This is a genomic window from Blastococcus sp. VKM Ac-2987 (assembly GCF_026967805.1).
In the GTDB taxonomy this organism is placed as follows: Bacteria; Actinomycetota; Actinomycetes; order Mycobacteriales; family Geodermatophilaceae; genus Blastococcus.
Genome location: NZ_JAPVBG010000001.1, coordinates 1,041,987 through 1,065,579, shown reverse-complemented (window position 1 = coordinate 1,065,579; position 23,593 = coordinate 1,041,987). Strand labels below are relative to the sequence as shown.

Here is a 23,593-nt window from a genome sequence, read left to right as displayed (position 1 = left end):
CCTCCGGACCGCACCGTGCCTCCGTGGAGCCCTCCGGGCCCCGCGGCGGACGCGGCAGGGAGAATGCCGTCCCGTGATCCCTTCGCGGCGCCTGCTCCTGGTCCACGCGCACCCGGACGACGAGACGATCAACAACGGGGCCACCATGGCCCGCTACGTCGCCGAGGGGGCCGGCGTCACCCTCCTCACCTGCACGCTGGGGGAGGAGGGCGAGATCCTGGTGCCGGAGCTGACCCAGCTGGCGGCCGACCAGGCCGACCAGCTCGGGGGCTACCGCATCTGGGAACTGCGGGCCGCCATGGCCGCGCTCGGGGTCGAGGACGTCCGCTTCCTCGGCGGGGCGGGGCGCTACCGGGACTCCGGGATGATGGGCACGCCGGCCAACGAGCACCCGCGGGCCTTCTGGAACGCCGATCTGGACGAGGCGGTGGCGCACGCCGTTGCCGTCGTCCGCGAGGTGCGGCCGCAGGTCGTCGTCACCTACGACGAGTTCGGCGGCTACGGCCACCCCGACCACATCCAGGCCCACCGCGTGGCCATGGCCGCGGTCGGGGCCGCGGCCGACCCGGCCTACCGCGCCGACCTCGGGGAGCCGTGGGAGGTGGCCAAGGTCTACTGGAACGCCATGCCGCGCTCGGTGGTCCGGGAGGGCGTCGAGGCGATGGCCGCCCTCGGCGAGGCCTCGCCGTTCGACAGCCTGGGCGACATCGACGAGGTGCCCTTCGTCGTGCCCGACGAGGTGGTCACCTGCGCCGTCGACGGCCGGGCGCACGCCGGGCGCAAGGACGCCGCCATGCGCGCCCACCCGACCCAGATCACCGTCGACGGCCCGTTCTTCGCGCTGTCGAACAACCTCGGCCAGGAGGTCATGGCCGTCGAGTACTACCGGCTCGTGGCGGGGGAGCGGGGCCCCGGGAGCGGGCCGCACGACCGGGAGGACGACCTGTTCGCCGGTCTGACCGGGTGAGCCGCGGGCGGGGGGCCGTCGTGGCCTGGGGGGCCTGCGCGGTCGTCCTCGCCGCCTGGCTGGCGCTGGTCGAGGTGTTCTGGCTGCCGCTGCGGATCGGCGGCGTGCTCGTGCCGGTCTCGGTGGCCGCCGCGGTCGTGGGGAACGTGCTCCTCGTCCGGGCCGCGCTCCGGCTCAGCGGGTCGGCGGCCGTCGCCGCGCTCCCCGCCGTCACCTGGCTGGTGGTCGTGATCGGTGCGATGGTGCGCCGCCCCGAGGGGGACCTGCTGCTCGGTGCGGGCGGGGCGCTCGGCGGCGTCACCCTGGTCTTCCTGCTGCTCGGCGTGCTGGCCGGGGCGCTCGCCGCCGGTTCGGCGATGGGGGCACCGCGCCGCCCGGTCACGCCGGCGGGACGGGCGCCCACCGGTAGGCGTACCGGTGGTGCTCGGTGAACCCCAGCCGCGCGTAGAGGGCCAGCGCCGGGCCGTTGGACGCCGCGACCTGGAGCAGGCAGGAGTGGCCGCCGCGGGTTCGGGCGTCGGCGGCCAGCGCCGCCATCACGGCCGTCGCCAGGCCCCGCCGCCGGTGCTCGTCGTCGACGGTCACGGCGCTGACCACCAGCCAGCCGTCGCAGAGCCCGCCCCGGGCGACGGCGGCCGGCGGGGCCGGCTCGGGGACGAGGCGGACGGTGGCGAACCGCGGCTGGTCGGCGTTGCGCAGGACGGCGGCCGCGGACGGCGGGAGGGCGGCGCCGCGGTACCGGTAGCCGGCCAGCCAGGCCGCATCGGGGGCATCCGCGAGCTCGACCGGGACGCCGGTCCCCGGCCACGGGCCGGCGGGGGCGGTGAGGACCAGGGTGTCCTCGTCGCGGGTCCACCCCGCGGCGGCGAAGGCCGCGTCGGCGTCCTCCGCGCCGGACGAGGGGACGGCGGCGCACGGTCGCAGGCCGCGGTCGGCGTACCAGGAGGTCACGTCCGCGACGGCGGCGGCCGGCCCGGCCGGCGGGTCCCCGACGACGAGGACCGAGTTGGCCCGGCCGGTGAAGCCGCCGCCGGCGCGCAGCAGCCAGTCGCCGTAGGGCTGCTCCTCGAGCCCCCGCCAGGTGCGGGCGGCCAGCCGCTCCAGGTCGCCGACGGGCACGGGGGGGACGGAGGGGACGGCGGAGGACGCGGGCACGCTCCCGATCCTCGTGCCCGGCCGCGGCCGGAGCGGCGCCACCCCCTCGATCAGGGGCGGTGCCGGGGAGCGGAGCGCCAGGCTGCCGGGGTCGGGCGGGCGTCCAGCCAGCCGAGCACCCGCCCGGCCGGCATGGGCCGGGAGATGTGGTAGCCCTGCGCGACGTCGCAGCCCCACTCGCGCAGCGCAGCCAGCGAGTCGGCGTCCTCGACGCCCTCCACCACCATGCTCATGCCCAGGTCCCGGCTCAGCTGCAGGGTGCTGCGCACGATGGCGGCGGCCCGGGTGTCGCTGGTCAGGTGGGTGACGAAGCTGCGGTCGAGCTTGAGCTCGTCGACCGGCAGCGCCCGCAGGTAGGACAGCGACGAGTAGCCGGTGCCGTAGTCGTCGACCGACAGCCGGACGCCCAGCCGGCGGAGCCCGGCCATCACCTGCTGGCTGCGGGCGGCGTCGGCCATGAGCACGTCCTCGGTGATCTCCAGGACGAGGGCCTCGGCGGGCACGGAGAACGCGTCCAGCAGCATCGCCACCTGCTCGGGGAGGGCGACGTCCTGGAGGTTGGACACCGAGAGGTTCACCGCGACCGACAGGTCGTGGCCCTGGGCCCGCCACGAGCGGAGGTCGCGCAGGGCGCGCTCCAGCACGCGCAGCGCCAGCCGGCGCATCAGGCCGGCCTGCTCGGCGAGCGGCAGGAAGACGTCGGGGTAGAGCAGCCCGCGGTCGGGGTGGTTCCAGCGGACCAGCGCCTCGAGCCCGACCACGGTGCCGGTGCGCAGGTCCAGCTTGGGCTGGTAGTGGTTGTCCAGCTGCTCGCCGTCCAGGGCCGATCGCAGCTGCTCGAGGGTCTCCAGGCGGTCGCGGGTGGCCGGGGTGCCGTCGGGGGCCCATACCTCGTGCCCCATGCGGCCCCGCTTGGCCGCGTACATGGCGGTGTCGGCGCGGGCGAGCAGCAGGGAGCGGTCGCGGCCGTGGTCGGGGCACAGCGCGATACCGATGCTGGCGTCGACGTGCAGGGACATGCCGTCGAGCACGAAGGCGTCGCGCAGCTCTGCGCCGATGTCCTCGGCGACCTGCCGCGCGCGGTCGGCGTCGGCGTCGGGCAGCAGGACGGCGAACTCGTCACCGCCCATGCGGGCGAGCAGGTCGTCCGGGCCCAGCGCGCGCTGGAGCCTGGGGCCGACCAGGCAGAGCAGGTCGTCGCCGACGCTGTGCCCGAAGCTGTCGTTGATCTCCTTGAACCGGTCGAGGTCGATCATGACCAGCGCGCACCGGCGGTCGCGGTCGCCGTAGACGGTGTTCTCGACCTCCTCGATGAACCGGCGGCGGTTGGCCAGCCCGGTCAGGGGGTCGTGGTGGGCCTCGGTGGCCAGCTGCGCCAGGCGCAGCTGCTCGGCGGCGCGCAGCTCGGCGTTCTCGACGACGAGCGCCCCCTCCAGGGTCACCTGGCGGACGGCGTCGCGGACCGACGGGCTCCAGGTGCGCACCGACCCGACCGAACCGGTGACGACCAGTCCGAGGAGCCGGTCGCCGGACAGGAGCGGCACGCTGATGTAGGAGGCCAGCTCCAGGGCCCGGACCAGCTGGGGGTCGAGCAGGTCGCCCGCGGCGGCGTCCTCGACGAAGACCGGGGCCCGCCGCTCGGAGGTGAGCCGCCAGAGGCCCACGTCGTCCGCCGCCCGGCCGACCAGGCGGGCCTGGACCACCTGCTTGTGCGACTCCGGCCAGTCCACGTGCCGGATCTCGCCGATCCGGTCGTCGTCGTCGACCAGGTAGGCGGCGCTGCGGTCGGTGCCCGCGAGGCGCTGGACCGCGCGGGCCAGCACCTCCGCCGCCTCGGCGGCCCCGGTGACCCCCGAGCCGTCCACGAGCAGCTGGTGCACCACCCGGGCGGTCGTGAGGGAGGCGGCGCGGGCCTGGCTCGTGCGGGCCTGCTCGATCACCCCGCCGAGGTGCGCCCCGGCGGCGGCGGCCAGCCGGCGGACGTCCTCGGAGAACGGGCGCACGTGCGTGCTGTCGAGGATGAGGACGCCGGCCAGCTCCGGGGCGCGGCCCAGCGGGACGGCCAGGGCGGAGGCGATGCGGAAGGAGTCGACCCACCAGCCGGAGAGGAGGGCGGAGTCGCGGTCGGCGGTCAGGGCCTGGCCGGTGCGCAGCACCGTCTCGGCCAGCGGGAGGGCCACGGGGGCGGTGCGGAACTGCTGCCAGGTGGCGAGGTCGCGGCGCCCGTCGGCGTAGGCGGCCATCCGGGGGACGAGCCGGCCGTCCTCGAGCAGGAAGATGCAGGCGCGCTCCACCTCGCCGAGCTCGGCGAGCTGGCGGCACGCCGAGCCGAGCAGGTGGTCCATGGACTGCGCCTGCCCGGCGGACTCGATCAGGCGCAGGAGCACGGCGGCCTGTTCCAGCCGGCGCTGCTCCGACCGGCGGGTCCACGCCTCGGCCAGCGCCGCGGCCAGCTTCGGTGCGACCTGGCGCAGCAGGTGCGGTGCGGCGGCCGCCGCAGGCTCCACGGTGAGGACGCCGACGACCTCGCCGTCCAGCACCAGCGGCTCGCCGTGGCCGGAGCGGATGCCGATCCCGGCCAGCTGGCGGTCGACCGCGCGGCGGCCGTCGGCGTGCGCGACGACGGGGCGGCGGGAGGTGATGACGGCGGAGAGGAAGGGGGCGTCGGAGACCGACACGGGGGTGCGCAGCGCCGGGTGCTGCGGCGGCGGCTCCCCGGAGGCGCAGACGGCCTGCCGGAAGGGGACGGCGAGCCCGGTGGTGGCCTCGTGCACCCACACCGACACGCGGGTCGCCCCGGAGGACGAGCGGAGCCGGGACAGCAGCTGCACGAGCGCCGCCTGGGCGTCGAAGGGTGACGCCGGCGACGAACGCCGCGGCGTGGCCTCGGGATGCGACGTCTCGGACACGTCGTCGACATCGGCGCCTGCCCCGCCGCCTTTGAGCAGCACCTTCGACCACCACCCCGTCGGGGGGAGACGGTCCGGTGCGCCCGACCGCGCGGCACCCACCCGGGGGATGCGGCGGGTGGCCCGTCGAACGCCGCCGGGCGCCGGAGGTGATACTAGGTGCGCATCTGGTGCTCCGGCCGCGGCCGGTGGCGCCGTCAGATCGTCCCCGGGAGGGAAACCCCGTGACCTACGTCATCACCCAGGCCTGCGTCGACGTCCTCGACAAGGCGTGCATCGACGAGTGTCCGGTGGACTGCATCTACGAGGGTGACCGGATGCTCTACATCCACCCCGACGAGTGCGTCGACTGCGGGGCGTGCGAGCCGGTGTGCCCGGTGGAGGCCATCTACTACGAGGACGACGTCCCGGACAAGTGGAAGGACTACTACAACGCCAACGTGGAGTTCTTCTCCGACCTGGGCAGCCCCGGTGGTGCCGCCAAGACCGGCAAGGTCGGCAGGGACCACCCGCTGGTGGCCGCCCTGCCGCCGCAGGGCGAAGAGCACTGACGGCTCCCGCCGCAGGGCCCTCCCGGGCCCTGCCGGACTTCCCCTGGGACTCCCTGGCCGGGGCGCGGGCACGCGCCGCCGAGCACCCGGGCGGGGTCGTCGACCTGTCGGTCGGCACCCCGGTCGACGGCACCCCCGGGGTGCTCCGCGAGGCCCTGGCCGGGGCGGCCGACTCCCCGGGGTACCCGACGGCGCTGGGCACGGCCGCGCTGCGCACCGCCGCAGCGGGCTGGCTCCGGCGGCGCCTGGGCGTCGCGGTCCCCGATCCGCTGGGCGCCGTGCCGCCGCTGATCCCGACGGTCGGCTCCAAGGAGCTCGTCGCGCTGCTGCCGACGTTGCTGGGCCTGCAGGGCACCGCCAGCACGGTGGTCGTGCCCGAGGTCGCCTACCCGACCTACGAGGTGGGCGCCGTGCTCGCCGGCCTGGCCGTCCGCCGGATCGACAGCCCGCCGGCCGAAGGGGCCGGCATCTCCCTGGTCTGGCTGAACTCGCCGGGCAACCCGCACGGGCGGGTGCTCACCGCGGACCAGCTGCGCGGCTGGGTGGCGTGGGGCCGTGCCCACGGCGTGCCCGTGGTGGCGGACGAGTGCTACATCACCCTGGGCTGGGACGTGACGCCCCGGTCGATCCTGCACCCCGACGTGGCGGGGGAGGACCACTCCGGCCTGCTGGCCGTGCACTCGCTGTCCAAGCAGTCGACGGCGGCCGGCTACCGGGGCGGGCTGCTCTCCGGCGACCCCGAGCTGGTCCGCCGGGTGTGGGAGGTGCGCCGGCACCTCGGGCTGCTGGTGCCGGGCCCGGTCCAGGCCGCCATGGCCGCGGCCTTCGCCGACGACGCGCACGTCGACGCGCAGCGTGAGCGCTACCGCGGCCGGCGGGAGCGGCTCGCGGCCGCCGTGCGCGCCGCCGGCATGCGGATCGACCACTCCGAGGCCGGGCTGTACCTGTGGGCCACCCGCGACGAGGACTGCTGGGTCACCATCGACCGGCTGGCCGCGCTGGGGATCGTGGCCGCCCCGGGCACCTTCTACGGCCCGGCCGGCGCCCGCCACGTCCGGCTGGCCCTGACCGCCACCGACGAGCGGATCGACGCGGCGGTGCAGCGCCTCACCGCCTGACCGGTCGGCGCCGCGCGGGGTGCTCGGCCGGGCTCGCACCCGTCACCCGCTTGACCGCGGCGCTCAGCGCGAACGGCGACGCGTACCCGACCCGCCGGGCGATGGCGGCCAGCGTCAGGTCGGGGTCGCGCAGCAGGTCGGTGGCGAGCGCGATCCGCCAGCCGGTGAGGTAGGTCAGCGGCGGCTCCCCGACCAGCGCGGGAAAGCGGCGGGCCAGCGTCGCGCGGGCGACCCCCACCTCGGCGGCCAGCGACGCGACCGTCCAGGGGTGGGCGGGCTGCGCGTGCAGCAGGGCCAGCGCGGGGCCCACCACCGGGTCGCCGTGCGCGGAGTACCAGGCGGGGGCCCGGGCGTCGGGCCGGTCGAACCAGGCGCGCAGCGCCGACACGAGGGTCACGTCGAGCAGGCGGTCCAGCACGGCGCTCTGGCCCGGCGCCTCGCGGGCCAGCTCCGCGGCCAGCAGCCCGGCCAGCGCCCGGGTGCTCTCGTCGCCGGGGACGACGGCGAGCTCGGGCAACGCCCGCACCAGCCGGGACCCGACCTCCCCGGGCGCCGGGTAGGTGCCGGTGAGCAGCACCGTCCCGCCTCCCGCGTCGTTGCCCCACGTGCGCAGGCCGAGCGTGGTCATCCGGGTCGTCGTCCCGGCCGGGTCCAGCGGGGTGCAGACCTGGCCCGGGCCGACGACGACCTGCGGCGGCGTCGCCGGGTCGTCGGCCACGGTGTAGGGCCGCGGGCCGCGCAGGAGCGCGACGTCGCCGGGCCCCACGGGGGTCGCGGCACCGTCGGCGGGCAGCACCCAGGCCGAGCCGCGGAGGACGGTCATCGCGGTGAGCGGCGCCCCGTCGTCGATCCGCATGGCCCACGGCGCGCGCAGCACCGAGCGCAGCAGGAAGGCGCCCTGCGCGCGCGGCCCGGTGAGCAACCCGGAGACGGCGTCCATGCCGGCACCGTAGACGCTCGCGCATGCGAACGGGCGCTCGGGCGATGGACCGTCTCACGGTGCTGCGGCTGTGCTTCTCGCATGACGACGAGCGGGATCCTGGTGACGGGCGGTACCGGGACCGGCCGGCCGGTCCGCTTCCGATCCGAGCCGGTCGAGGAGCACCTGGCGGGGCTGGCCGCCCAGGGCGTGCCGGCCGAGGTCCGGGAGGTGATGCGGCACCTGTTCACCGAGGTGCTCGACGGCCGCGACACCGCGACCACCGACGGGGCCCGCCGGGTGCTCGGCCGCGAGCCGGCCGATGTCGCCGCGCACCTGCGCCACGCGCCGGCCGGGCGGAGCTGACCCGGTGCGCGAGGTGGTGGTGGCCGCGGCGGCGCTGGGCTCCGGGCTGGTGGCCGGGGCGTTCGCCGTCTTCAGCTTGATGGTCATGCCGGCGCTGGCCGCGCTGCCCGCCGCCGCGGGTGCTGCGGCGATGCAGTCGGTGAACCGGACGGCGATCCGCCCCGCGTTCCTCGCCCTGCTCTTCGGCACCGGGGTGCTGTGCCTGGCGGCCGCGGGAGCCGAGCTCGGCAGCGCCCGGCGGCCGGCGGTGCTCGCGGCGGCGGCGCTCTACGTGTTCGGCGTCCTGGGGGTGACGGTGGGGGCCAACGTGCCGCTCAACGACGCGCTGGCGCGGCTGGAGCCGGGCTCCGCCGGGACCGCGGACCACTGGCCCGGCTGGGTGCGCCGGTGGACCGGGTGGAACACGGTGCGGGCCCTCGCGGCCGCGGGCGCGGCGGCCCTGCTGATCGCCGCGCCGGCGGGGTGAGCGCCCGGCGGCGGGTTCAGGAGCAGTCGAGCGTGCCCGCGGCCAGGGCCGCCGTCAGCTGCTGCGCCATGCCCTCCCACTGCTGGTAGAGCTCGGGGAAGCCGGAGCGCTGCACGGCCTGGGCCATCTCGGTGAGCCGGCCGGCCTCCCAGCCGGGGACGGTCACCAGCCCGTCGTAGAACTTGCCGGCGGCGTAGACCGGGTCGCGCACCTGCTCCGGTGAGCCCCAGCCCTGGGAGGGGCGCTGCTGGAACAGGCCGAGGGAGTCCCGGTCGCCGTAGTCGAGGTTCCGCAGCCGGGACTCCTGCTGCGCGGTGGCGAGGGCGATGACGACGGCGCGGTCGGGCAGGCCGCGGTCCCAGCCGACCCGGGCGATCGTCGCGGCGTTCCCGGCCTGCTCGGCGGTCACGGTGACCGAGCCGTCGGGCACGGTGCAGGTCCCGCTCGCGGGGGCCTCCCAGTGGCGGTCGGCACCCCAGCCGACGCCGGCGAAGACAGCTGCGGCCACCAGCAGCGCCGGCCACCATCGGGCGACCGCGGGGACGGTCCCGGGACGTCGCCGTCCCGGCCGTCGGGCGGCGGGTCGGCGAGCCGGGCGGCGCGCCGGCGTGCGGCGGGCCGGCGTCCGGCGAGCGGTGCCGCGCCGGGCGGGTGGCCGGGACCGGGTGGTGGTGCCCGCCCGCGCGGCGGCGGCGTGCGCCGCGGTACGGGGGCTGGTCATCGCCTACCGACTGTAGGTGCCGTTCGCGGCATCGCCGGGACGCGGCGAGGTCACCCCGGCGGTGCGCCGCTCAGTTGGCGTGCAGCTCGGCGTTGAGCGTGCCCCAGTCGCCGTCGCGCGGGAGCGCCTCGAGCGCGCCGCTGATGCTGTTGCGCCGGAACAGCAGCCCGTTGCGGCCGGAGAGCTCCTTGGCCTTGACCGCGGAGCCGTCCGGGAGGGTGACGCGGGAGCCGGCGGTCACGTAGCACCCGGCCTCGACGACGCAGCCGTCGCCGAGGGAGATGCCGACGCCGGCGTTGGCGCCCAGGAGGCAGCCGCTGCCGATCGAGATCACCTGGGTGCCGCCGCCGGAGAGGGTGCCCATGATCGACGCGCTGCCGCCGATGTCGCTGTCGGCGCCCACGACGACGCCGGCGCTGATCCGGCCCTCCACCATGGACGGGCCGAGCGTGCCGGCGTTGTAGTTGACGAAGCCCTCGTGCATGACCGTGGTGCCCTCGGCCAGGTGGGCGCCCAGGCGCACCCGGTCGCCGTCGGCGATCCGCACGCCGGAGGGGATGACGTAGTCGACCATCCGCGGGAACTTGTCCACGCCGAAGACGGTGAGGTGGCCGACGGCGGCGCGCAGGCGGTGGGCGTTGAAGCCGGCGGCCTCCACCGGGCCCGCGCTGGTCCACGCCACGTTGGTGAGCAGGCCGAAGACGCCGGTCATGTCCGCGCCGTGCGGCCGGATCAGCCGGTGGGAGAGCAGGTGCAGCCGGAGCCAGACGTCGTGGGTGTCCACCGGCGGCGCGGCGAGGTCGGCGATGACCGTGCGGACGGCGATGACCTCGACGCCGCGGGCCTCGTCGCGGCGCACCAGGCCGCCGTAGTCGGGGCCGAGCTCGCCGGAGAGCTCGAGCGCTCCCAGCCGGGTGGTCCCGGTCGCCGCACCGGCGGGCGCACCCAACCGGGGTTCGGGGTACCAGGTGTCCAGCACGGTGCCGGACGGGGTGACGGTCGCCAGACCGGCGGCTACGGCTGAGACGGGAGCGGACGCTGCGTCGGTCACGGCCGGAACGCTACCGAGCGGCTGCCCGCGCCGCGGCGGCCGGGCCGCGGTGCGGGCCCTAGGCTGCCTCGTCGTGAGCACCCTGCCGCCGCTGGACCTGTCCGCCGACGTCCTCGCGCTGACCCGGGCCCTGGTCGACGCCCCCTCGGTGTCCGGCAGCGAGACCGCGCTGGCCGACGCGGTCGAGTCCGCCCTGCGCGGCCTCGGCGGCCTGGAGGTGGAGCGGGTCGGCGACGCGGTGCTGGCCCGGACGAACCTGGGTCTGCCGACCCGCGTGGTCCTCGCCGGTCACCTGGACACCGTGCCGATCGCCGACAACCTGCCCAGCCGGCTGGACGCGGCCACCGGCCGGCTCTACGGCTGCGGGACCAGCGACATGAAGGCCGGGGACGCGGTGATGCTGCGGCTGGCCGGCCGCTTCGGTATCCCGGGCGCGCAGCCGGCGCACGACCTGACGTTCGTCTTCTACGACAACGAGGAGGTCGAGGCGGTCAAGAACGGCCTCGGCCGGGTCGCCCGCGAGCGGCGCGGCTGGCTCTACGGCGACCTGGCGATCCTGCTGGAGCCGACCGACGGCGAGATCGAGGCGGGCTGCCAGGGCACGCTGCGCGCGGTGCTGGCGACGACGGGCCGCCGGGCGCACAGCGCCCGCAGCTGGCTCGGGGAGAACGCGGTCCACGGGCTCGCCGGCGCGCTGGCCACGCTGGCGGCCTACCGGGCCCGGGAGGTGGAGATCGACGGCTGCGCCTACCGCGAGGGGCTCAACGCCGTGGGCATCGCCGGCGGGGTCGCGGGCAACGTGATCCCCGACGAGGCCACCCTCACGGTCAACTTCCGCTACGCGCCCGACCGGGACGAGGACGCCGCCGAGGCGCACGTGCGCGAGGTCTTCGCCGAGGCGATCGCCGCCGGCGCCACGCTGACCGTCGTCGACCACTCCGGGGGAGCGCTGCCGGGGCTGGCCGAGCCGGCCGCCGCCGCCTTCGTCGCGGCCGTCGGCCGCCCGGCGCGGGCCAAGCTCGGCTGGACCGACGTCGCCCGGTTCGCCGCCTTCGGCATCCCCGCGATCAACTACGGCCCGGGTGATCCGCAGCTGGCGCACACCCGCGAGGAGCACGTCCGGGTCGACCGGCTCCAGCCGGCGGAGGACGCGCTGACCGCCTACCTGTCCGGAACCCCCGTCACGAGGAGCGAGGCATGACCACCCCACCGAGCGGCGAGCGCCGGGCGCGACCCACCCGCCACCGCGGGCCGATCATGCTGCGCGGTGGTGAGCCCGACCCGCAGCAGCGGGGATCGACCACCGACCAGCGGCTGCTCGACAAGCGGGGCCCCAGCGACTGGGTGCACACCGACCCGTGGCGGGTGCTCAGGATCCAGAGCGAGTTCGTCGAGGGCTTCGGGCTGCTCGCCGAGCTGCCGCGGGCGGTCAGCGTGTTCGGCAGCGCCCGCACGCCCCGCGACCACCGGCACTACGCGGTCGGGGTGGAGCTGGGCGCCGCGCTGTCCCGGGCCGGGTACGCGGTCATCACCGGTGGCGGTCCCGGTGTCATGGAGGCGGCCAACCGGGGCGCCTCCGAGGCCGGCGGCATGTCGGTCGGGCTGGGCATCGAGCTGCCGTTCGAGCAGGAGCTCAACGAGTGGGTCGACGTCGGCATCTCGTTCCGCTACTTCTTCGTGCGCAAGACGATGTTCGTGAAGTACGCGCAGGCGTTCGTGATCCTGCCCGGCGGCTTCGGCACCCTCGACGAGCTGTTCGAGGCGCTCACCCTGGTGCAGACCCGCAAGGTCACCCGCTTCCCGGTCGTGCTGATGGGCAGCGAGTACTGGACCGGCCTGCTCACCTGGATCCGCGAGACGATGGTCCCCGAGGGCACGATCAGCCCCCACGACCTCGACCTGGTCACGGTGACCGACGACGTCGCCGAGGCGGTGGCGGTCATCCAGGCCGCCGAGGCGTCGCGCCAGGCGGGGGACAACGGCGGGGGGATGCGGGCGCCGATCGACACCCGCCCCTCCGACGCCTGAGGTGCTCTCCTTCGTCGTCTTCGTCGTCGCCGTCCTGCTGGTCGGCGGGGTGCTGTTCGTGGTGGCGTCGCTGCTGCTCGGCCGGGGGGAGACCCAGCCCCCGGCCGAGCCGGACCGCTCGCCGGTGCACCTGCCCGACGACCGCCCGGTGGTGTCCGACGACCTCCGGGCGCTGCGGATCGCGGTCACCCTCCGCGGCTACCGGATGGCCGAGGTCGACTGGCTGATCGACCAGCTGGCGCTGACCCTGGACGAGCGCGACGCGCAGATCGCGGCGCTGCGGGCCGAGCTGGCCGCGCACGCCCGCGAGGAGCTGCCGACCGACCCGGAGGTCGTGTCGTCCGACGGAGAAGGGACCCGGGATGCCTGAGCTGGTCGAGCGGATCGAGGTCGCGGCGCCACCCGAGCGGGTGTGGGCCGCGCTGACCGCGTGGACCCGCCAGGGCGAGTGGATGCTCGCGACGGACGTGCGGACCGTCTCCGGGCCGGCGCAGGGCGTCGGTGGCCGGCTGGCCGCGCGCACGGGGCTGCCACTGCCCGGCGGCCGGCACGTCGGGCTGCTCGACACCATGGTGATCACCGCGTGGGACCCGCCGCGGCGGGTGGAGGTCGAGCACACCGGGCGGTTGGTGCGCGGCCCCGGCATCTTCGAGATCGAGCCGCGCGGGGAGCACAGCACCTTCGTGTGGACCGAGCGGCTCGACCTGCCCTTCGGGCTGCTGGGACGGGTCGGCTGGGTGCTGGCCCGGCCGTTCGCGCTCGTGGGCATCCGCCTGTCGCTGAAGCGCTTCGCCGCGTTCGCGCGCACCTTCTGACCGGCTGCGGCTCGTGAGCCGGCGGGGCTGGGCGCTGTTCGTCGCCATGTCGGTGATCTGGGGCGTGCCCTACCTGCTGATCAAGGTGGCCGTCGGCGAGGTGTCCCCGGTCTCGGTCGTCTTCGCCCGCTGCGTCGTCGGCGCCGCCCTGCTGCTGCCGTGGACGATCACCCGGGGGCAGCTGCGCCCGGCGCTGCGGCACTGGCGGCCGCTGCTGCTGTTCACGGTTCTGGAGATGACCGCACCGTGGCTGCTGCTGTCCTACGCCGAGCAGACCCTGTCCAGCTCGCTCACCGGTCTGCTGGTGGCGGGGGTGCCGTTCGTGGCCGCGCTCGCCGCCCGGCTGGCCGGGGAGGAGGAGCGGCTGACCCCGCTGCGGCTCCTCGGGATGGGGATCGGCGTCGTCGGCATCGCCGTCCTCCTGGGCCTGGACGCCGGGGGTGCCGGGCTCCTGCCGGTCGCCGCCGTCGCCCTCGTGGTCGTGGGGTACGCGACCGCACCGCTGGTGGTCAGCCGCGCGCTGCCCGAGGTGCCGGGCGTGGCCGCCGCCTCGGTCGCCCTGGTCGTCACCGCGGCGGTCTACGCGCCGTTCGCGGTGCCGCGGCTGGGGCAGGTGGCCGCCGCGCCGTCGGAGGCACTGCTGTCCCTGCTCGGGCTGGGCGTGCTCTGCACCGCCGTCGCGCTGGCGCTTTTCTTCGCGCTGATCCGGGAGGTGGGCCCGCAGCGGGCGCTGGTGATCACCTTCGTCAACCCGGCGGTCGCCGTGCTCCTCGGCGTCTGGCTGCTCGGCGAGCCGTTCACCCTCGGCCTGGCCCTCGGGCTCCCGCTGGTGCTGCTCGGCTGCGTCCTCGCCACCCGGCGCAGCGCCGCCGGGCCGGAGCCGAGCGTCGCGGCCGTCGACTCCTCCGCGCGCTAGTCAGCCCAGCCGGCGCAGCTGCGGCCAGATCTCCGACCACGGCAGCCGCCGGTCGGTGGCCAGCCAGACCGTGCGGCCCTGCTCGTCGTTGTCCAGCCCCACCCCGTTGTCGATGCGGCCGGCCGGCCGGACGTCGCCGAACCAGCGGGCCAGGTCCTGCGGTGCCAGGCCGACCACCACGGCGGCGCCGGCGCCCTCGGGTGGCGGACCCCAGGTCCAGTACGAGTTGTGCCCGCTGTAGGCCGGGCCCAGGGCGGGGGCGAACCGGTCGACGGCGCCGGCCTGCCCGTAGTTCCCGGTGAGGACGACGACCTCCGCCCCGGCGGGCAGCCCGGCCCGTGCCCGCTCCACGGCGGCGGCGAACCGCGGCCAGCCCACGGTCTCCCCGGCGTCGTAGTTGACCGCCGGCACGGGCGTGGCCGGCAGCCAGCGGGCCGGCAGCACCGGCAGCATGAGGACGGCGCCGGCGGCCAGGCTCAGGGCCAGCGCCGGGACGAGGGTGCGCCGGGCCCGGGCGCCGCCCCGGCGGGCCCAGGCCAGCGCCGGGTCGGCACCGGCCGCCAGCAGCAGCGGGTACAGACCGGCCAGGTAGTACGGCTTGCCGCCGGTGACGAGGAACAGCACGGCCAGGACGGCGTAGGCGACGGCGAAGCAGCGCCACGTCGCCAGCGCGGGATCGCGCAGCAGCCGCCACCACCCGGCCATCCAGACCGGGAAGAGCACCGGGCTGACCAGCACGAGCTGGAAGGGCAGGAAGAGGTACCAGGGCTCGCTCGTGCCCGAGCCGCCCGCGGCGATCGCCTCGGCCAGCGCCAGCTGCGGCCAGCCGTGCGCGGCCTGCCAGACCAGGTTGGGCGCCCAGACCGCCAGCGCGACCGCGCCGCCGGCCCACGGCCACGGCGAGCGGAACACCGACCGGGGGCCGACCAGCACCAGGCCGAGCACCACGGCCGCCAGCAGGAACGCCGGCTGCACCTTGTTCTGCAGCGCCAGCCCGGCGACCAGGCCGGGAACCAGCCAGCTAGCGCCGCCGTCGCGCAGCGCCCGCACGAGCAGCCACGACAGCAGCGCCCAGAACAGCAGGTCGAACGTCGTCGTGGAGAGCAGGTGGCCGACGGCCAGCAGGATCGACGAGACCGCCGTGCAGGCGGCCGCGAACAGCTGCGCACCCCGGCCGCCGCCGAACTCGCGCGCGATCAGGCCGGTGAGCACGACCACCGCTCCGGCCGCCAGCGCCGACGGCAGCCGCAGCACGGTCAGGGAGCCCGGGGCGAGGGCGTCCAGCGCGGCGGCCAGCAGCGGGGTGAACGGCGGCTGGTCGACGTAGCCGAGGGCGGCTTCGCGGCCGGCGCGGAGGAAGTAGAGCTCGTCGCGGTGGTAGCCGTAGCGCCCGGCCAGGGCCAGCAGCAGCGCGGCCACGCCCGCGGCGAGGGCGAGCAGCGGCCCCCGGTGCAGCGCCGGCCGCTCGGGGGTGGGCGCGTGGGGAGCGGTGCGGACGGCCACCGGCGGACGGTAGCGCCCCGGTCAGCCGCGGGGTGCCCGGCGCGTCCGCACGACGGCCCAGACCGTGGAGGCGGCGAGGACGCCGGCGACGAGCAGCAGCAGGTTCCGGGCGTAGGCCTGCGGCAGGAACCCCGGCTCCGGCACGTTCCCCGGGTCGAGCACGAAGGGCAGGGCCACCAGGGTCAGCATCCCGCTCACCACCAGCCCGACCGCGATCGGCGCCCGGGCCGGCCGCGGCAGCAGGCGGGTCAGCACGGCGCCGCCGAGGAGGACCAGCGGGGCGATGACGACGTCGTGCAGCAGCGCGCTGCCGAGGAACCACGGCGCCCACCCCGACAGCGGCACCCGGTCGCTCGCGCCGAGCAGCCCGACGACCCCCCAGCCGACGGCGGCCAGGCCCGGGACCAGGAACAGCCACCGCCACCAGGGCCGGGCGGCCGAGGCCAGCGGGCGGGCGGGATCGGAGGCGTAGGCATCCCCCCGGCCGACCCGGCGGGCCGCGCGGTCGTCCCGCGAGATGCCGGTGCTCATGCCGGCCGCACCAGGGTCAGCCACTTCGTCTGCATGGCACCCGGCCGGTTCGGGGCGATCAGCCGCACCGGGTAGCCGTGGTCGAGGGCCAGCGGCTCGCCGCGGAGCTGCAGGGCCAGCAGCGTGCGCGGATCGGCGGCGTGCGGCGGGGCCACCACGCTGGTGCGGTACAGCCCGCCGGTCTGCAGCGACTCGACGACCACCTCGGTGCCGCGGGGGAGGCCGGCCTCCTCGAGCAGGTCGGCGAGGCGGACGCCGGTCCACCGGCCGGAGGCGCTCCAGCCCTCCACGCAGGTGATCGGCAGGGTCTCGGTGTGCTGCGGCCGCCGCGCCAGGTCGGCCAGGGAGAGCTCCAGCCGGCGGGGGCCGTCGACGACCAGCCGGTACCCGGGATCGGTGGCGGTCTCCCGCACCCGGGCGGCGGCGGCCGTCTGGTTGACCGGCAGGCCCTGCGGCCCGACCGTGGGCAGCCGGGGCGCGAGCAGGGACACCGGGGCCAGCGCGGAGACCGACTGCCCCAGGGTGGTGACGGTCACCGCGCCGACGCCCAGCCCGGCGGCGAGGACGAACGCGCGGCGGCCGATCGCGCCCTCCTCCTCGGCGGCGTCCGCGGCCGCCAGCTCCGCGGCCTGCTCCGGTGCCAGCCCGGCCGTGGCCCCGGGTGACCCGCGACGGGCCAGGCCGCGCCGGATCTCCGGGGCCTTCGCCCCGACGTGCACCGCGACGGCGCCGATGGCGATCCAGCCGGTCCAGTAGTGCGCGACCGGGAAGAAGAAGCCGAACGGGTACCACTGCGCGATGTTGATCAGCCCGGTGACCAGCTGCATGGCCGCCGTGCCGACCAGCAGCAGGATCGACAGCCGGCTCACCAGCCGGGCGAGCGACCCGGCCGGCGGCCACTCGAAGAGCAGCGGGTAGACCGTCCAGAGCTTCACCAGCAGCAGCGGGATCGCCGCCAGCCCGGTGGCCACGTGCAGGCCTTGCGTCAGGCCGTAGAGCCAGACCGGGGACGACGGCCAGTAGAACCACTCCGGCCCCGACTGGATGAGGTCGCTGACCAGCCCGGTCAGGAAGCACACCAGGAAGGCCAGGCCCAGCCACACCCCCACCCGCGCCGAGCGGCGCTCGGAGTGCAGCGGGCTGGGGAAGGCGCCGGCGCGGAAGGGGCCGCGGCGCAGGCCCTCGGGCGGGTCCGGGATGCGGGCCCCCAGCAGCCGGTCCAGCCGGCCGGTCACGACGCCGTCCCGAGGGCCTCGCGCAGCCCGGTCACCACCCGGTGGGTCCGGGTGCCGGGGTCGCACAGCGCGGCGACCGCGACGGCGTCGGGGAAGTGGTCGATGTCGGTGAGCACCGGCAGGTCGAGCACGGTGAGGCCGGCGCCCTCCAGCGCCGCCCGCGTGCGGACGGCGGTGTCCTCCCGGGACATGGGCACGCCGCTGAGCACCTGCGCGGGCTCCGGCGCGTGCAGGCCCAGCGCCCACCAGCCGCCGTCGGGGGCGCCGCCGAGCACGGCCGAACCGGGGCCGGCCGCCACCAGCCGGTCGAGGCAGCCGGCGAGCAGGTCCCCGGTCACCTGGGGGGTGTCCATCCCGATGAGCAGGGTGGGCAGCGCTCCGCCGGGGCCGGCCATGGCGTCGGCGAAGGCCGCCGCCAGCCGCACGCCCAGGTCGCCCTCGGCCTGCGGCACGACGACGCAGCCGGTCAGGTTGAGCGCGCCCGCGTCCCCGTCGAGGGCCACCACCCGGCGGGCCACCGGGGCCGCGCGGACCGCGTCGAGCGTGTCGGCGACCGCCGCCCCGGCGATGGCCGCCGCCTGCTCCGGGGTGCAGGGCGGGCTGAGCCGGGTCTTGCTGCGTCCGGGCACGGGCGCCTTGGTGATGACGAGCAGCTGGCTGCCGGTCACGACGAGAGCACCTGCCGCATGTCCCGGATGGTGCGCACCGTGCCCAGCACGGTGCCGGTGACCTTCGAGCGGGTGCCCTCGGCGCGCGGCGCGTAGGGCACGTCGACCTCGCGCACCCGCCAGCCCTCGTCGGCAGCGCGGGTGACCATCTCCAGCGGGTAGCCGAAGCGGCGGTCGGTGAGCCCGAGCCCGAGCAGGGGGGTGCGCCGGGCGGCGCGCATGGGGCCCAGGTCGTGCAGCGCCAGGCCGGTGCGGCGGCGCAGCATGACGCCCAGCGCCACGTTGGCCACCCGCGCGTGCAGCGGCCAGGCGCTCCGCCGGGTCGGCCGGCGGCGGCCGAGCACGAGGTCGGCGCTGCCGGCGAGCACCGGATCGGCGACCAGCGGCAGGTCGGCGGGGTCCATCGACCCGTCCGCGTCGCAGAAGCAGACGACGTCGGCGGTGGCCGCCTCCAGCCCCGCGTGCGCGGCAGCGCCGAAACCCCGCTGCGGCGCGTGCACCACCGTCGCCCCGTGCGCGGCCGCGATCTCCGGCGAGCCGTCGGTCGAGCCGTTGTCGGCGACGATCGCGCGGTAGCCGGCGGGCAGCCGGCCGAGCACCCAGGGGAGCGCGCCGGCCTCGTCGAGGCAGGGCAGCACGACGTCGGGCACGCCAGGACACAACCACGAACGCGCCGGTCGCGCCCGCCGACGGCACCCTCCGCCGGCCCCGTCCGGCCGGGGTCCTAGGGTCCGGCTGGTGACCGGGGCGACCACGGAGGAACCGCGCACGGCGGCTCGGGTCGCGGGCGTCCGCTGGTGGCGCCCCGGCGCCGGGTTGCTCGCCGCCGTCCTGCTCGTCGCGGGCACGGCGCTGGCCGGCTGGCGGCTGACCCGCGATGGCGTGGACCTGCACCTGATCGGTGGTCTGGTGCTGCGCGGTGCGTGGGACCCGCAGCTCTCCCCGCGGGTGCTCCTGCCCGTCGCGGTCGGGCTCGCGCTCGTGCTGTGGGGGCCGGCCGCCGCCCGCCGGGCCCGGTGGCCGGTGCTGCTGGCCGGCTCGGCCGCGGCGACGGCCGGCTGGGCGGTCGCCCTCGCCCTGGCGAGCGGGTGGGGGCGGCTGGCCGAGCCGCTGGGCAGCCGGTACGAGTACCCCTACGACGTCGGCCGGGTGGGCGGCATCGGCGAGCTGCTGCGCACCTTCAACGACTCCGTCCTCGCCGACTCCGCCGACCCGTGGACGACGCACGTGTCGGGGCACCCGCCGGGGGCGCTGCTCGCCTTCGTCCTCCTGGACCGGGCCGGCCTCGGTGCCCTGGGATGGGCGGCGGCGATGTGCATCGGAGCCGGCGCGCTGGCGGTGCCCGCGGTGCTGGGAACCGTGCGGGCGGTGGCGGCGGAGGGCACCGCCCGCACGGTGGCGCCCTTCCTGGTGCTGGCGCCGACGGCGCTCTGGGTGGCGACGAGCGCCGACGCGCTGTTCGCCGGGGTGATGGCCTGGGGCGTCGCCCTGCTGGCCATCGCCGCCGCGCGGGCGCCGGGCCGGGGCGCCGCCGGCTCCGCCATCGCCGGGGGGCTGCTGCTCGGGCTGGCGCTGCACCTGTCCTTCGGGCTGGCGTCGCTGGGGCTGCTGGCGCTCGCCGTCGTGCTGGTGCACCGCGACCGGCTCGGCTGGGCGGGGGTGGTCCGCGTGCTGGCGGTCGCGGCCGCCGGCGTGCTCGTGGTGTTCGCGCTGTTCGCCGTCGGGGGCTACGACTGGTTCGAGGGGCTCTCGCTGACCGCCGAGCGGGTGCGCTCGGGGCCGTCGTACGCGGACCGGCCGCTGGCCTTCTTCCTGGTGGCCAACCTGGCGGCGGCGGCGATCGCGGCCGGCCCCGCGGCGGTGGCCGGGCTGGCCTGCCTGCGCCGCACCCGGCTGGCCCTGCTCCTGGGTGCCGTGCTGGCCGGGCTGCTGGTCAGCGACCTGACCGGCCTGGTCCGCGGGGAGACCGAGCGGATCTGGCTCCCGTTCACCGTCTGGCTGCCCGCGGCGGCCGCCTTCCTGCCGGCCGGCCGACCGCGGCTCTGGCTGGGGCTGTCGGCGGTCACCGCGCTCGCCGTGGAGGTGCTGGTCCGCACCGAGTGGTGACCCGCCCGGATCAGCCCCGCGGCGCCGGGCGCAGCGGGGCGGTGGCGAACTCGCGCATGCCGTCGCCGAAGTCGACCTCGGCGCGGAACCCCAGCTCGGCCTCCGCCCGGGCCGGGCTGGCCACCACGTGCCGCACGTCCCCGAGCCGGTACTCGCCGGTCACGGCGGGTTCCGGGCCGCCCATGGCCTCGGCCAGGGCCCGGGCCATGTCGCCCACCGAGTGCGGCCGGCCCGACGCCACGTTGTAGGCGCGCAGCGAGGACCCGGCGGGCGGGTGCTCGAGCGCGCGGAGGTTGGCCGCCGCCACGTCCGAGACGTGCACGAAGTCGCGCTGCTGGCCGCCGTCCTCGAAGACGGCGGGGGCGCGGCCGGACTCCAGGGCGCTGCGGAAGATCGACGCGACACCGGCGTAGGGGGTGTCCCGCGGCATCCGGGGGCCGTACACGTTGTGGTACCGGAGGGCGACGACGCTCCCGCCGGTCGCGCCGGCCCACGCGGCCGAGAGGTGCTCCTGGGCGAGCTTGGTGGCGGCGTAGGTGTTGCGCGGGTCCGGCACGTCGTCCTCGGTGACCAGGTCCCAGCCCAGCTGCCGGTCGCAGCGGGGGCACGGCGGCTCGAACCGGCCGGCGTCGAGGTCGGCGCGCCGCCGGGGCGCCGCCGGCACCGGACCGTGCTCGGCGCAGGAGTAGCGGCCCTCCCCGTACACGACCATGGAGCTGGCCAGGACCAGCCGGCCGATCCCGGCGCGCGCCATGGCGGCCAGCAGCACGGCCGTGCCGAGGTCGTTGATGCCCGCGTACAGGGGCATGTCCTGCACGTCGACGCCCAGGCCGACCATCGCGGCCTGGTGGCACACCGCGTCCACGCCGTCGAGCGCGCGGTCCACCGCGGCCGCGTCGCGCACGTCGCCGACCTGCAGCTCCGCGCCCGCCGGCAGCGGTGGGCCGTCGGGGTAGTCGGGGTGGACGGCCGGCAGCAGGGCGTCGAGCACCCGCACCTCGGAACCCGCGTCGCGCAGGGCGGAGACGACGGCCGAACCGATGAAGCCGGCACCGCCGGTGACGAGGACGCGCACGAGCCGCGACGCTACTGGCGGCCGCCCGCGCCCGCCGGTCGGCGCGAACCGTCGGCGGCCGGCGCTAGCGTCCCGGGGGTGCAGCGCTGCGCCTGGGCCACGAGCGCCCCCGAGTACGTCACCTACCACGACGAGGAGTGGGGGACGCCGCTGCCTGGGGACGACGCGCTGTTCGAGCGGCTCACCCTCGAGGCCTTCCAGTCCGGGCTCTCCTGGATCACCATCCTCCGCAAGCGCCCCGCCTTCCGGACGGCGTTCGCGGGCTTCTCGATCGACGCGGTCGCCGCCTTCACCGCGGACGACCAGGCGCGGCTGATGGCCGACGCGGGGATCGTGCGCAACCGCGCCAAGATCGCCGCCGCCGTCGCCAACGCACGGGCCGCGCAGCAGCTGCCCGAGGGCCTCTCCGCCCTGCTCTGGTCCTTCGCCCCGACCGGCCCGCGGGCACGCCCGGCCACCCTCGCCGACGTGCCGGCGACCAGCCCGGAGTCGGTCGCGATGGCCCGGGAGCTCAAGCGGCGGGGCTTCGTCTTCGTCGGCCCGACCACCGCGTACGCGCTGATGCAGGCCACCGGGATGGTCGACGACCACGTCGCGGAGTGCTTCCGCGCGTCACCCTGACGGGCCTGATGTTGGACGACGGCCGCTCATACGGGATCATTGCGAGAGCTCACAGCATCGGACACCACGCAGCTGCCCACGGCAGGCGCGTGGCTGGCGAAGGAGGCACGCATGGCGGCCATGAAGCCGCGCACGGGTGAAGGTCCCCTCGAGGTCACCAAGGAAGGGCGCGGCCTGGTCATGCGCGTACCGCTGGAAGGCGGCGGTCGCCTGGTGGTGGAGCTGTCGCCGGACGAGGCGGCTGCGCTGTCGGAGGCACTGAAGGGCGCGACCAGCTGAGACCACCTGCGAGCCTGCCCCCGGGCAGCCCCGCGCAGGACGACGCGGCCCCGGCCGTCGGCACACCGCCGGCGACCGGGGCCGCGCCGTTCCCGCGGCTCGAGGTGCTGGCCGCCGTCCCGGAGCTCGGGGCCGACGACGTGCTGGCGGTGCCGGTCGCCACGGGCGCCGTCCTGCCGCCGTGGCTCACCGCCGCCGCCTCGCCCGTGGTCGACCCCGGGCTGCTGGCCGGTGCGCTGGCCGACACGGGGAACACCGGCCGGCCGCGCGCCGTCACGAACGTGCCGATCGCGGGGCGCCGGCCCCGCAGCGTGGTCGCCGTCGGCATCGGCGACGGGACGCTCCCCGAGGTGCGCCGCTACGCGGCCACCGCCGTCCGCCGGGGGCAGACGCTGGCGCGGCACGGCGCCCGCCGGCTGGTGCTGCCCCTGGACGGTGCCGCCGCCCCCGCGGGAGCGGCGGAGGTCCGGGTCGCCGTGGAGGGGGCCCTGCTCGCCGGCTACCGGTTCCGGGACTCGTCGCGACCGCACCCGCCCCGGCTGTGCACCGTCGCCGTCGTCCTCGCCGACGCCGACGCGGCCGGTGCCGCCGTGCGCGCCGGGCAGGTGGCCGCCGGCGCCGTCGGCTGGGCCCGCGACCTGGTCAACACCCCGCCCAGCACCAAGACCCCCGCGTGGCTGGCCGCGCAGGCCGTCGACCGGCTCGCCGGGCTGCCGCACGTCACGGTCGACGTGCTGGGACCGCGCGAGCTGGCGGCCGGCGGGTTCGGCGGCGTCCTCGCCGTCGGCGGCGGCTCGGCCCACCCCCCGGCCGTCGTCGTCGCGGCCTACCGGCACCCGGAGGCAGGGCCGGGGCACCCCGTGCTCGTCGGCCCGGGCACCACCTTCGACACCGGGGGCCTGTCGATCACGCGCTCGGCCGCCGTGCGGCACACAAAGACCGACATGGCCGGCGGCGCTGCCGTCCTCGCCGCCGTGGACGCCGCCGCGCGGCTGGAGCTGCCGGTCGCCGTGACCGCCGTCGTGCCGGTGTCGGAGAACGCGGTGTCGGGCTCGTCCTATCGCCCGTCGGACGTGGTGCGGCACGTGGACGGGCGCTCGACCGAGGTGCGCACCACCGCGGCCGACGGTCGCCTGGTGCTCGCCGACGCGCTGGCCCACGCCCGGCTGCACCTCGGGGCCACCGCGCTGGTCGACGTCGCGCCGCTGACCGCGGCGGCGAAGGTGGCGCTCGGTGCCCGCACCGCGGCGCTGTACACCACCACCGACGGGCTGGCGGCCGCCCTCGGCGCGGCGGGGGCGCAGGCCGGTGAGCCGGCCTGGCGGATGCCGCTGGACGGGGAGTACGGCGCACTGCTCGACAGCGCCGTGGCCGACGCGACCGATGCGCCGAGCGGTCCGGGCGGGACCATGGCCGCGCTCTTCCTGCGGCCGTTCGCCGGGGACCTGCCGTGGGCCCACCTCGACATCGCCGGCCCCGCGCGTGCCGCGTCCGACGACGGGGAGCTGGCGCGGGGCGGCACCGGGTTCGGCACCCGCACGCTGCTGCACTGGCTGGAGGCCGGCGCGCCCGTCACCGGCGCCGGTTGATCGG

General features: G+C 77.0%; 26 protein-coding genes. 15 read left to right on the top strand and 11 right to left on the bottom strand.

Annotated elements, in window-relative coordinates:
* The first annotated feature begins 73 nt into the window (after positions 1-73).
* Positions 74-967 (top strand): N-acetyl-1-D-myo-inositol-2-amino-2-deoxy-alpha-D-glucopyranoside deacetylase, encoded by an 894-nt coding sequence (mshB, locus tag O2W17_RS05225; protein ID WP_269191336.1) that lies wholly within the window; start codon positions 74-76, stop codon positions 965-967.
* A complete protein-coding gene (locus O2W17_RS05220; RefSeq protein ID WP_269191335.1) occupies positions 964-1,398 on the top strand; it encodes a hypothetical protein in 435 nt (144 codons plus the stop codon). The genes mshB and O2W17_RS05220 overlap by 4 nt, the downstream gene beginning before the upstream one ends.
* On the opposite strand, the gene O2W17_RS05215 is transcribed toward O2W17_RS05220, so the two are convergent.
* Positions 1,346-2,122: a GNAT family N-acetyltransferase gene (locus tag O2W17_RS05215; RefSeq protein ID WP_269191334.1), complete on the bottom strand. Its 777-nt coding sequence runs from the start codon at positions 2,120-2,122 to the stop codon at positions 1,346-1,348. The two genes, O2W17_RS05220 and O2W17_RS05215, sit on opposite strands and share 53 nt — an antisense overlap.
* Positions 2,123-2,172: 50 nt before the next feature.
* Positions 2,173-5,073: an EAL domain-containing protein gene (locus O2W17_RS05210; protein WP_269191333.1), complete on the bottom strand. Its 2,901-nt coding sequence runs from the start codon at positions 5,071-5,073 to the stop codon at positions 2,173-2,175.
* A 182-nt stretch (positions 5,074-5,255) separates the two neighbouring features.
* On the opposite strand from O2W17_RS05210, the gene fdxA reads away from it, so the two are divergent.
* Together fdxA and dapC are read left to right on the top strand one after the other, a co-directional pair.
* Positions 5,256-5,582 (top strand): ferredoxin, encoded by a 327-nt coding sequence (fdxA, locus tag O2W17_RS05205; protein ID WP_269191332.1) that lies wholly within the window; start codon positions 5,256-5,258, stop codon positions 5,580-5,582.
* Positions 5,579-6,700 (top strand): succinyldiaminopimelate transaminase, encoded by a 1,122-nt coding sequence (gene dapC, locus O2W17_RS05200; protein WP_331254277.1) that lies wholly within the window; start codon positions 5,579-5,581, stop codon positions 6,698-6,700. Before fdxA ends, dapC begins: the two co-directional genes overlap by 4 nt.
* Here the strand turns inward: dapC and O2W17_RS05195 are convergent.
* Positions 6,690-7,640 carry an AraC family transcriptional regulator gene (locus O2W17_RS05195; RefSeq protein WP_269191331.1) on the bottom strand — a complete coding sequence of 317 codons (951 nt, stop codon included), beginning with the start codon at positions 7,638-7,640 and terminating at the stop codon, positions 6,690-6,692. The two genes, dapC and O2W17_RS05195, sit on opposite strands and share 11 nt — an antisense overlap.
* A gap of 81 nt (positions 7,641-7,721) precedes the next feature.
* Here O2W17_RS05195 and O2W17_RS05190 point away from each other — a divergent pair, with 81 nt between their 5' ends.
* Together O2W17_RS05190 and O2W17_RS05185 are read left to right on the top strand one after the other, a co-directional pair.
* On the top strand, positions 7,722-7,985 hold the full coding sequence (locus O2W17_RS05190; RefSeq protein WP_269191330.1) for a hypothetical protein: 264 nt from the start codon (positions 7,722-7,724) through the stop codon (positions 7,983-7,985).
* A gap of 4 nt (positions 7,986-7,989) precedes the next feature.
* The gene (locus tag O2W17_RS05185; protein WP_269191329.1) at positions 7,990-8,451 is read left to right on the top strand and encodes an anthrone oxygenase family protein; all 462 of its coding nucleotides are present in this window, start codon (positions 7,990-7,992) and stop codon (positions 8,449-8,451) included.
* Between the two features lie 16 nt (positions 8,452-8,467).
* Here the strand turns inward: O2W17_RS05185 and O2W17_RS05180 are convergent, their stop codons facing one another.
* Both O2W17_RS05180 and dapD read right to left on the bottom strand, forming a co-directional pair.
* The gene (locus O2W17_RS05180; protein WP_269191328.1) at positions 8,468-9,172 is read right to left on the bottom strand and encodes a hypothetical protein; all 705 of its coding nucleotides are present in this window, start codon (positions 9,170-9,172) and stop codon (positions 8,468-8,470) included.
* A gap of 70 nt (positions 9,173-9,242) precedes the next feature.
* On the bottom strand, positions 9,243-10,223 hold the full coding sequence (dapD, locus tag O2W17_RS05175; RefSeq protein ID WP_269191327.1) for a 2,3,4,5-tetrahydropyridine-2,6-dicarboxylate N-succinyltransferase: 981 nt from the start codon (positions 10,221-10,223) through the stop codon (positions 9,243-9,245).
* 73 nt (positions 10,224-10,296) lie between these two features.
* On the opposite strand from dapD, the gene dapE reads away from it, so the two are divergent.
* From dapE to O2W17_RS05150, 5 genes are read left to right on the top strand one after another with little or no spacing between them, the layout of a single operon-like run.
* A complete protein-coding gene (gene dapE, locus O2W17_RS05170) occupies positions 10,297-11,424 on the top strand; it encodes a succinyl-diaminopimelate desuccinylase (RefSeq protein WP_269191326.1) in 1,128 nt (375 codons plus the stop codon).
* Positions 11,421-12,251 (top strand): TIGR00730 family Rossman fold protein, encoded by an 831-nt coding sequence (locus O2W17_RS05165; protein ID WP_269191325.1) that lies wholly within the window; start codon positions 11,421-11,423, stop codon positions 12,249-12,251. The genes dapE and O2W17_RS05165 overlap by 4 nt, the downstream gene beginning before the upstream one ends.
* Before the next feature lies 1 nt (position 12,252).
* Complete coding sequence (locus O2W17_RS05160) at positions 12,253-12,621, top strand: DivIVA domain-containing protein (RefSeq protein ID WP_269191324.1); 369 nt, start codon at positions 12,253-12,255, stop codon at positions 12,619-12,621.
* A complete protein-coding gene (locus tag O2W17_RS05155) occupies positions 12,614-13,066 on the top strand; it encodes an SRPBCC family protein (protein WP_269191323.1) in 453 nt (150 codons plus the stop codon). The genes O2W17_RS05160 and O2W17_RS05155 overlap by 8 nt, the downstream gene beginning before the upstream one ends.
* A gap of 13 nt (positions 13,067-13,079) precedes the next feature.
* A complete protein-coding gene (locus O2W17_RS05150; RefSeq protein WP_269191322.1) occupies positions 13,080-13,982 on the top strand; it encodes a DMT family transporter in 903 nt (300 codons plus the stop codon).
* Here the strand turns inward: O2W17_RS05150 and O2W17_RS05145 are convergent, their stop codons facing one another.
* Genes O2W17_RS05145 through O2W17_RS05125 form a run of 5 tightly spaced genes read right to left on the bottom strand, consistent with a single transcriptional unit; the run spans position 13,983 to position 18,569 of the window.
* Positions 13,983-15,485: a glycosyltransferase family 39 protein gene (locus O2W17_RS05145; RefSeq protein ID WP_269191321.1), complete on the bottom strand. Its 1,503-nt coding sequence runs from the start codon at positions 15,483-15,485 to the stop codon at positions 13,983-13,985. It lies immediately after the preceding gene.
* A gap of 21 nt (positions 15,486-15,506) precedes the next feature.
* Entirely contained in the window at positions 15,507-16,016 is a 510-nt protein-coding gene (locus O2W17_RS05140; protein ID WP_269191320.1) for a hypothetical protein, read from the bottom strand.
* The gene (locus O2W17_RS05135) at positions 16,013-17,251 is read right to left on the bottom strand and encodes a molybdopterin-dependent oxidoreductase (protein WP_269191319.1); all 1,239 of its coding nucleotides are present in this window, start codon (positions 17,249-17,251) and stop codon (positions 16,013-16,015) included. The genes O2W17_RS05140 and O2W17_RS05135 overlap by 4 nt, the downstream gene beginning before the upstream one ends.
* Positions 17,248-17,919: a TIGR04282 family arsenosugar biosynthesis glycosyltransferase gene (locus O2W17_RS05130; protein WP_269191318.1), complete on the bottom strand. Its 672-nt coding sequence runs from the start codon at positions 17,917-17,919 to the stop codon at positions 17,248-17,250. Before O2W17_RS05130 ends, O2W17_RS05135 begins: the two co-directional genes overlap by 4 nt.
* Complete coding sequence (locus tag O2W17_RS05125; RefSeq protein WP_269191317.1) at positions 17,916-18,569, bottom strand: glycosyltransferase family 2 protein; 654 nt, start codon at positions 18,567-18,569, stop codon at positions 17,916-17,918. The genes O2W17_RS05130 and O2W17_RS05125 overlap by 4 nt, the downstream gene beginning before the upstream one ends.
* Positions 18,570-18,657: 88 nt before the next feature.
* Here O2W17_RS05125 and O2W17_RS05120 point away from each other — a divergent pair, with 88 nt between their 5' ends.
* Positions 18,658-20,025: a hypothetical protein gene (locus O2W17_RS05120; protein WP_269191316.1), complete on the top strand. Its 1,368-nt coding sequence runs from the start codon at positions 18,658-18,660 to the stop codon at positions 20,023-20,025.
* A gap of 10 nt (positions 20,026-20,035) precedes the next feature.
* Here the strand turns inward: O2W17_RS05120 and O2W17_RS05115 are convergent, their stop codons facing one another.
* The gene (locus tag O2W17_RS05115; RefSeq protein WP_269191315.1) at positions 20,036-21,100 is read right to left on the bottom strand and encodes an NAD-dependent epimerase/dehydratase family protein; all 1,065 of its coding nucleotides are present in this window, start codon (positions 21,098-21,100) and stop codon (positions 20,036-20,038) included.
* A 78-nt stretch (positions 21,101-21,178) separates the two neighbouring features.
* Between O2W17_RS05115 and O2W17_RS05110 the strand changes: the two genes are divergently transcribed.
* From O2W17_RS05110 to O2W17_RS05100, 3 genes are all read left to right on the top strand, one after another.
* Positions 21,179-21,721, top strand: a complete 543-nt coding sequence (locus O2W17_RS05110) for a DNA-3-methyladenine glycosylase I (protein ID WP_269191314.1) — start codon at positions 21,179-21,181, stop codon at positions 21,719-21,721.
* A 111-nt stretch (positions 21,722-21,832) separates the two neighbouring features.
* Positions 21,833-22,000 (top strand): DUF3117 domain-containing protein, encoded by a 168-nt coding sequence (locus O2W17_RS05105; RefSeq protein ID WP_012947303.1) that lies wholly within the window; start codon positions 21,833-21,835, stop codon positions 21,998-22,000.
* Between the two features lie 104 nt (positions 22,001-22,104).
* Entirely contained in the window at positions 22,105-23,589 is a 1,485-nt protein-coding gene (locus O2W17_RS05100; protein WP_269191313.1) for a leucyl aminopeptidase family protein, read from the top strand.
* Positions 23,590-23,593 lie beyond the last annotated feature (4 nt).